Annotated in this window: 4 protein-coding genes; 3 read left to right on the top strand and 1 reads right to left on the bottom strand. The window is 74.1% G+C overall.

The annotated features are described in order from the left end of the window. The first annotated feature begins 329 nt into the window (after window positions 1-329). From ACFV0G_RS25230 to ACFV0G_RS25220, 3 genes are all read left to right on the top strand, one after another. Complete coding sequence (locus ACFV0G_RS25230) at window positions 330-2,432, top strand: hypothetical protein (RefSeq protein WP_380552180.1); 2,103 nt, start codon at window positions 330-332, stop codon at window positions 2,430-2,432. Window positions 2,433-2,548: 116 nt separating this feature from the next. After that, entirely contained in the window at window positions 2,549-4,018 is a 1,470-nt protein-coding gene (locus ACFV0G_RS25225) for an SDR family NAD(P)-dependent oxidoreductase (protein ID WP_380552177.1), read from the top strand. 97 nt (window positions 4,019-4,115) lie between these two features. Beyond that, window positions 4,116-5,186 carry a teichoic acid biosynthesis protein C gene (locus ACFV0G_RS25220; protein WP_380552174.1) on the top strand — a complete coding sequence of 357 codons (1,071 nt, stop codon included), beginning with the start codon at window positions 4,116-4,118 and terminating at the stop codon, window positions 5,184-5,186. On the opposite strand, the gene ACFV0G_RS25215 is transcribed toward ACFV0G_RS25220, so the two are convergent. Beyond that, the gene (locus ACFV0G_RS25215) at window positions 5,161-6,678 is read right to left on the bottom strand and encodes an ArnT family glycosyltransferase (protein ID WP_380552171.1); all 1,518 of its coding nucleotides are present in this window, start codon (window positions 6,676-6,678) and stop codon (window positions 5,161-5,163) included. The two genes, ACFV0G_RS25220 and ACFV0G_RS25215, sit on opposite strands and share 26 nt — an antisense overlap. Window positions 6,679-6,927 lie beyond the last annotated feature (249 nt).

The raw sequence follows: 6,927 nt of genomic DNA, 5'->3' as shown, positions 1-6,927 counted from the left end.
CGCTGCTCGACGGTGGGGGGGCCCACCGGCCGCCGGGCCGGCCCGGGGGCCCCCCGGGCCTGGGCGAGCCGGCCCCCGGGGGGGGCGTGGGTGCGGTATGCACTCCGTCACCCCCCCCCGGTGGCCCCCCCGCCGTCACCGGCGGGGGGCATCCGCGCGTTCGGCGCCGGACGCACCCGTGGGCGACCCCGGAGAGCTCTTGACGGGTACCGGACATAATGCGGTCGTAATAGAAATGTAAAGCTAACTGACAGGGAACATTCCGTAAACGCCATAGGATCATCCTTCGATCACCAACACTTCCCCCCGAGATCGAGGGCAACTCCCCCATGCCGGTGCGTCTCCGGTCCACCCAGGCGGCTCAGCTCAAGCGCCGGGCCAACGCCAGCCGCCTGCGCGGCCTCGCGGTCGCGCTCGCGATGACCGCCTGCCTGGCCGCCCTGCTGCTCGCCGCCCTGCGCCCGGACCCCCTGCTCTTCGTCGCGGCCGGCCTCGCCGGCTACGCGGCCGAGATGTACCTGCACCTCAACGAACCGCTGATGATGCGTCGCCTCGGCCAGCTCCGGGCCGGCGTGACGCTCCGGTCGGTGCTGCGCACGGCCCTGCTGCTGGTGCTGATGGGGCGGATGGACCTGACCGACGACGCCGCCTACCTGCAGTCCGCCGTCCTGGTCCCGCTGCTGCTGATCCTTCAGGCCGCCTACTCGGCGGTCTGCGCCGGCATCCGCCGCAACCGGACGCTGCCCGTCGTCACCCGCAACATCCCGCTCGACCCGCTGCCCGTGAGCGACACGCCCCCGCTGCGCCTGCTGCGCAAGCCCGGCCAGCGCCTGCTCCACCAGGAGCTGATGGTGCTCGCCGGCACCGCGCTCGCGCTGGCCACCGGTGACCGCTTCTGGATGCCGCTCGGACTGCTGGCCGCGGCGCTCGCCGCCCTGGTGACCACCGTCCAGCTGGTGCCGTCGCTGCGCCGGGCGGTGCGCTTCCCCTCCCGCGACGCCGTGCTCGCCCACGTCGACGGCTGGCTGGCCGAGCACCGGCCGGACGTCGTGCTGTACTTCACCGGCTCCAAGGACTCCGCCTACCAGGGCAACATGTGGCTGGACTCGCTCACCGACCTCGCCGCGCGCGGCCACCGGCCGATGGTGGTGATGCGCGAGCGGGGCCTGGTCCGCCGGCTCAACCCGACCACCGTGCCGGTGCTCTGCGTGCCGTCGGCGACCCACCTGATGAACCTGGACCTCTCCTCCGTACGCCTGGCGCTCTACCCGGCCAACGTCGGCAAGAACATCCACTTCCTGCGGATCCCCAAGGTCACGCACGTCTTCGTCGGGCACGGCGACAGCGACAAGCTCGCCAGCGTCAATCCCTTCAGCAAGGTCTACGACGAGGTCTGGGTGGCCGGCCGGGCCGGCCGCGACCGCTACGCGCTGGCGAACGTCGGCGTCCGCGACGACGAGATCGTCGAGGTCGGCCGCCCCCAGCTCGACGCCCTCGCCGACCGCCCCGCCGGGACCGCCGGGCCCATCCCGACCGTGCTCTACGCGCCGACCTGGGAGGGCTGGACGGACGACCCCGGCAACACCTCCCTGCTGCTCGCCGGGGAGAACATCGTCGGCCGGCTGCTGCGCAGCCCCGAGCCGGTCCGGGTGATCTACAAGCCGCACCCCTTCACCGGCATCCGCGACCCCAAGGCCCGCCAGGTGCACGAGCGGATCATCCGGATGATCGCCCGCGCCAACGAGACCCGGGGCGCCCAGGACCGCTGGCGGGCGGCCGCCACCGCCGACGCGGACGACCGCGCCCTCGCCCGGGCCCGGGAGCTGCAGCTGACCGAGGAGATCGGCCGGATCCAGAGCGAGCTGGCCGACGCCGAGCTCGACGACGCCCAGCTCTCCCGGGACAGCGGGCATCCGGACGACCGGCTGAGCCGGCGGCTGGCCGAGGCCAGGACCGCGCACGCCGAGGTCTACTGGCAGGCCCGCGGCAGCTGGGAGCACCTGCTGGTCGAGGCCGACGGCCCGCACCTGTACGACTGCTTCGAGCAGGCCGATCTGCTGGTCAGCGACATCTCCAGCGTGGTCTCCGACTTCATCTGCACCCTCAAGCCGTACGTGCTGACCGACACCGCCGCCCTCGGCGTCGAGGCGTTCCGGGAGCAGAACACCGCCGCCCGCGCCGCCTACATCCTGGACTCCGGCGCGGCCGGCGTGGCGAAGCTGGTCACGATGCTGCACCACCCAGAGGCGGACGTCCTGCGGCCCTACCGCCTCGAACTGCGGGAGTACCTGCTCGGTCCGAGCGACCGGGCGTCCGCGGAGCGGTTCGCCGAGGCCTGCCGGGACGGCATCGCCCGGGCCGAGGAGAAGGCCGGCCCACCCGACACCGCCGCCGACGTCCGGGAGCCCGCCCTCGCCCGCCGGGGCGGGTGACCCGCCCCAGCCCCAGGACCGCCGCCCACTGCCCACCGCCGGTGCCGCTCTCCCCCGACGGCCCGCGCGACCATCCGTCACCCTCGCGCCCCACCAGCACAAGGACCTCCATCCCGATGAAGCGCCGTCCCCCCGTCGCCCCCCTCACCGTTGCCGTCATCCTCGCCGGCGGCTCCGGCCAGCGGATCGGACTGTCGATCCCGAAGCAGCTGATCAAGATCGCCGGCAAGACGATCCTGGAGCACACCCTCGCCGTGTTCGACGAGGCCACCGGCATCGACGAGGTCGTCCTGATGATGCACCCGGGGTTCGTCCAGGAGGCCGAGCAGATCGTGGCGGCGGCCGGGCTGAACCGACGGGTCCGCGTGCTGGCCGGCGGCGACACCCGCAACGCCACCACCGAGCGGGCCATCGGCGCGGTCGAGGAGCTGGCCGGCGGCCGGGACTGCAAGGTGCTGTTCCACGACGCGGTGCGGCCGCTGGTCTCGCAGCGGATCATCCAGGACTGCGTGGAAGCGCTGGACACCTACCGCGCGGTCGACGTCGCCATCCCCTCCTCGGACACCATCGTGGTGACCACCACCACCGGCATGGCCACCGGCGAGCACGAGATCATCACCGAGGTGCCGGACCGCGCCCGGCTGCGCCGCGGCCAGACCCCGCAGGCGTTCTGGCTCTCCACCATCCGCCGCGCGTACGAGCTGGCCTCCGTGGACCCGCACTTCTCCGCCACCGACGACTGCTCGGTGGTGCTGCGCTACCTCCCCGACACCCCGATCCACGTGGTGGCCGGCGAGGAGCAGAACATGAAGGTCACCCAGCCGATCGACATCCACATCGCCGACAAGCTCTTCCAGCTCTCCTCCAGCGCGCTCGCCGAGCCGGTCCACCCGTCGGACTACCGCGAGCACCTGGAGGGGCGCACGCTGGTCGTCCTCGGCGGCTCGTACGGCATCGGCGCGGACATCGCGGCCCTCGCCCGGGAGCACGGCGCGCAGGTCTTCAGCTTCAGCCGGAGCACCACCGGCACCGACGTGGCCGACCCGGAGGGCGTGCAGAGCGCCCTGGAGCAGGCGTACCGCGAGAGCGGGCGCATCGACTACGTGGTCAACACCGCCGGCGTGCTGCGGATAGGCCGGCTGGCCGAGCTGTCGCCGGCCGAGGTGGACGAGGCGCTGCGGGTGAACTTCATCGCCCCGGCCTCGATCGCCCGGGCCGCCCACCCCTACCTCGCGCGGACCGGCGGCCAGCTGCTGCTCTTCACCTCCAGCTCGTACACCCGGGGCCGGGCCGACTACAGCCTGTACTCCTCGGCCAAGGCCGCGGTGGTCAACCTCACCCAGGCGCTGGGTGACGAGTGGTCGGCCGACGGCGTCCGGGTCAACTGCATCAACCCGGAGCGCACCCTCACCCCGATGCGGGTGCAGGCGTTCGGCGAGGAGCCGGAGGGCTCGCTGCTGAGCAGCTCCGCGGTGGCGCGCGCCTCGCTCGACGTGCTGGTGGCCGACATCACCGGCCAGATCATCGACGTGCGCCGCGAGTCGGTGCCCGCCCAGCACCGCGAGCCCGCCGCGGTCGGCGCCTGACCTGCCGCTCGTCCCGCCCCGACCGGGAACCGGGGACGGCCCGGTGCAGTCACCTCTGCGGACGGCACGATCGAACGGCTCCGCCGGAGGTACCCGCATGACCGCACCTGGCCGCCCCGCCCCGCTCGGGCGGCGCCGCTTCCTGCTCGGCACCGCCGCCGCCCTGGCGGCAGCCGGGTGCGCCCCGGCGCCGCGGGCAGTGCCGGGCCCGGGCCCCCGGTTCGACCTGGCGGCGCCTGCCGCCCGGCTGCTGCGGGAGAGGCCGCTCTGGTACGGCACCCTGCCGCAGTCCTTCGCCGTCGACCCGGTCCACGGCCACCTGTACGTCACCCAGGCCGTGGAGGCCGGGGTGCGGCTGCCGGGCGACGACCGGCCGGCCGCGGCCGTGGAGGGCCGCAGCGGCGACCTGTGCGTCAACCGGCTGGACCTGGCGGGCAACCGCCTCGACTTCATGCGACTGAAGGGCTTCGGCCACGGCGTCGGGCTCGGCGTGGAGCAGGCCGACGGGGAGGTCTTCGTCTGGACGGAGGCGGACGTCAACCCGGCGTCCGGGTACGGGCGGGCACTGGCCAGGACGCGGTACGTGCCGGGCGCGGTGCTCTCGGCGGCCGACACGGACCGGGTGACCGTGCACCGCCCCGTCCCGGGGTCGACTGCCAACCAGCCGGCCCTCGACCCGGTGACCGGCCGCCTCGCCGTCCGGTATCGCCTGGACGGACGGACCCGCTACCGCGTCCACGACCTCGCGGACGCCCGGCGCGGCGCGTTCGGCTCCCCGCTCGCCGAGGTCGCCGAGACCGATCTCGGCAGCGGCGAGGAGGACGTCTTCCAGGGTTTCGCCGTCTTCGGCGACTTCGTCTACCGGCTGCTCGGCACCGCGTACGGCCCCGCGTCGGAGGACGGTTCGGAGTCCGGCGGCAACCCGAAGGACGCCCGCGGCAACGCCTCCGTCTCGGCGATCGACCTGCGCACCGGCGAGGTGGTCGAGCGGGTCCGCACGGAGGCGGCGTGGAGCCTCGACTGGCGGGAGCCGGAGGGCATCGCGGTGGACCCGCGGGGACCGCGGCTGTACATCGGGTTCGGCGGCGGCCAGGGCCGGCCGTGGACGTTCACCGTCTACGCCAAGGACCGGGTGGTGGGGGTCAGCTCTTCTTCAGCCGGTAGATGACGGTGTCGCCGGTGACGCCGACGACCTCGTAGTGGGTGTCCAGGAGGCTCTCGATCCGGGGGATCAGCACCGGCTGGTACGGTGCGGTGCCCGAGTCGTCGACCACGATCTCCGGCAGGCCCTTGGTGGCGAGCTCCTGGTCGAAGGTCTGCCAGGCCTCGCTGACGCTGTACTGCTCGCCGACCTTCTCGCTGTCCTTGCCGCCGCTGAAGTTGGTGAGGAACCCGGCGGTCAGGTAGCGGCTGGCCGGTCGGCGGTCGGCCAGCCAGTACAGCTCGGGGTGCATGCCCCAGACCAGCACGGTGTCCTTGGGGGTGGTCTGCGCGGCCACCGCGGTGGCGACCTCGGTGGTCTGGGTGAGCTTCTGGCCGGGCCAGAAGACGGCGAGGCCCCAGAAGACCGTGCAGGCGACCGCGGAGTACGTCAGCACCGGCCGCCAGCGCACCGCCGAGGTCGCGACCGCGCCCGTGCCGAGCAGCACCAGCGGCGGCATCAGCTGCAGGTAGTAGTGGCCGAAGAAGTGGAAGCCCACGCTGACCGCGACCACCGAGGACAGCAGCCACACCCACAGGTCGGTGGTGGAGCCGTACTCGGTGCCGACCGCGGGCACAGGCCGCCGGCGGCGGCGCAGCCAGAGCCGGCGGGCCAGCGGCACCACGAAGCCGAGCCCGGCGACCAGCAGGATGGCCGAGTTGCCGAGCGCCCGGCCGAGCATCTGCAGCCAGGCGCCGCCGAGCGAGGCGTAGTCGCCGCTGCCGGTCACCACCCAGAACAGGAAGCCCTTGGGCTTGGTGAGGATCAGCGCGACCAGGGCTATCGGCAGGGCGAAGCCGAACGCGATGGTGGCCAGCACCGGCGGCCAGCGCACCCCGCGCCGCCGGGCGTCCTGGAAGAGCATCCAGAGCACCGGCAGCAGCACGGCGCCGCCGGTCTGCTTGGTCAGCGAGCAGACCGCCACGGCGATGCCCGCGGCCAGCCAGCGGCGGCGCTCGGCGTACCGGAAGGCGGCCACCATCGCCGGCAGCATGAAGACCTCGAAGGTGGCGGCCTGGGTGTCCTCCGGCGACAGGCCGATGGAGAGCAGCAGGTAGAGCACGCCGGCCGCGCCGCCGGCCCGGTTGCCCCAGCGCCCGCGGGCGATGGAGGCGAGCAGGACGGCGGTCAGCAGGTGGGCGCCGATGGCCAGGGTGCGCAGCGGCCAGAGCGAGCCGGAGCCGAACAGGGCGAAGCACGCCTGGTACAGCCAGGGCAGCAGCGGCGGCTTGCGGTCGACCACGGTGTCGTACAGGACGCCGCCGTCGGCGAGCATCCGGGCCTGGGTGGCCAGGTAGCCCTCGTCCGGGCTCCAGACCGCCCGCAGGAAGGACGGCAGGTGGGTGGCCGCGGCCAGGACCGCCAGCACCGGCACCAGCCTGCTCCAGTAGCCCGTCCGGACCGTCGCGGCGAGGCGCGCGGTCAGGGCGGCCTGCGGGCTGCTGGTCTGAGTGGGCACGGGTGACAACCTACCTGTCGGCCGTCTCACCGGCACCGCTGGTACCGGTATCCGTACGACGATCGGCCGGTTCCGGCCGGTCGGGTGCGCGGGACGCGCGGTCTGGGGACGCCCGGTTCGGGGACGACCGGGTTCGGGGGGCCGGGACACGAACGCGGCGGGGGGGCGGGGCGGGGCGGGCGCCCCCCCCCCGCCCGGGGGCCGGCCGGGGCGGGGCGGCCGGGCGCGGCGGGGCCCCCCCCCGGCGCC

The organism is Kitasatospora sp. NPDC059571, from assembly GCF_042735675.1.
In the GTDB taxonomy this organism is placed as follows: domain Bacteria; phylum Actinomycetota; class Actinomycetes; order Streptomycetales; family Streptomycetaceae; genus Kitasatospora.
The sequence above is the reverse complement of the archived record's forward strand: the minus strand, read 5'-3'. Positions and strand labels throughout refer to the sequence as shown.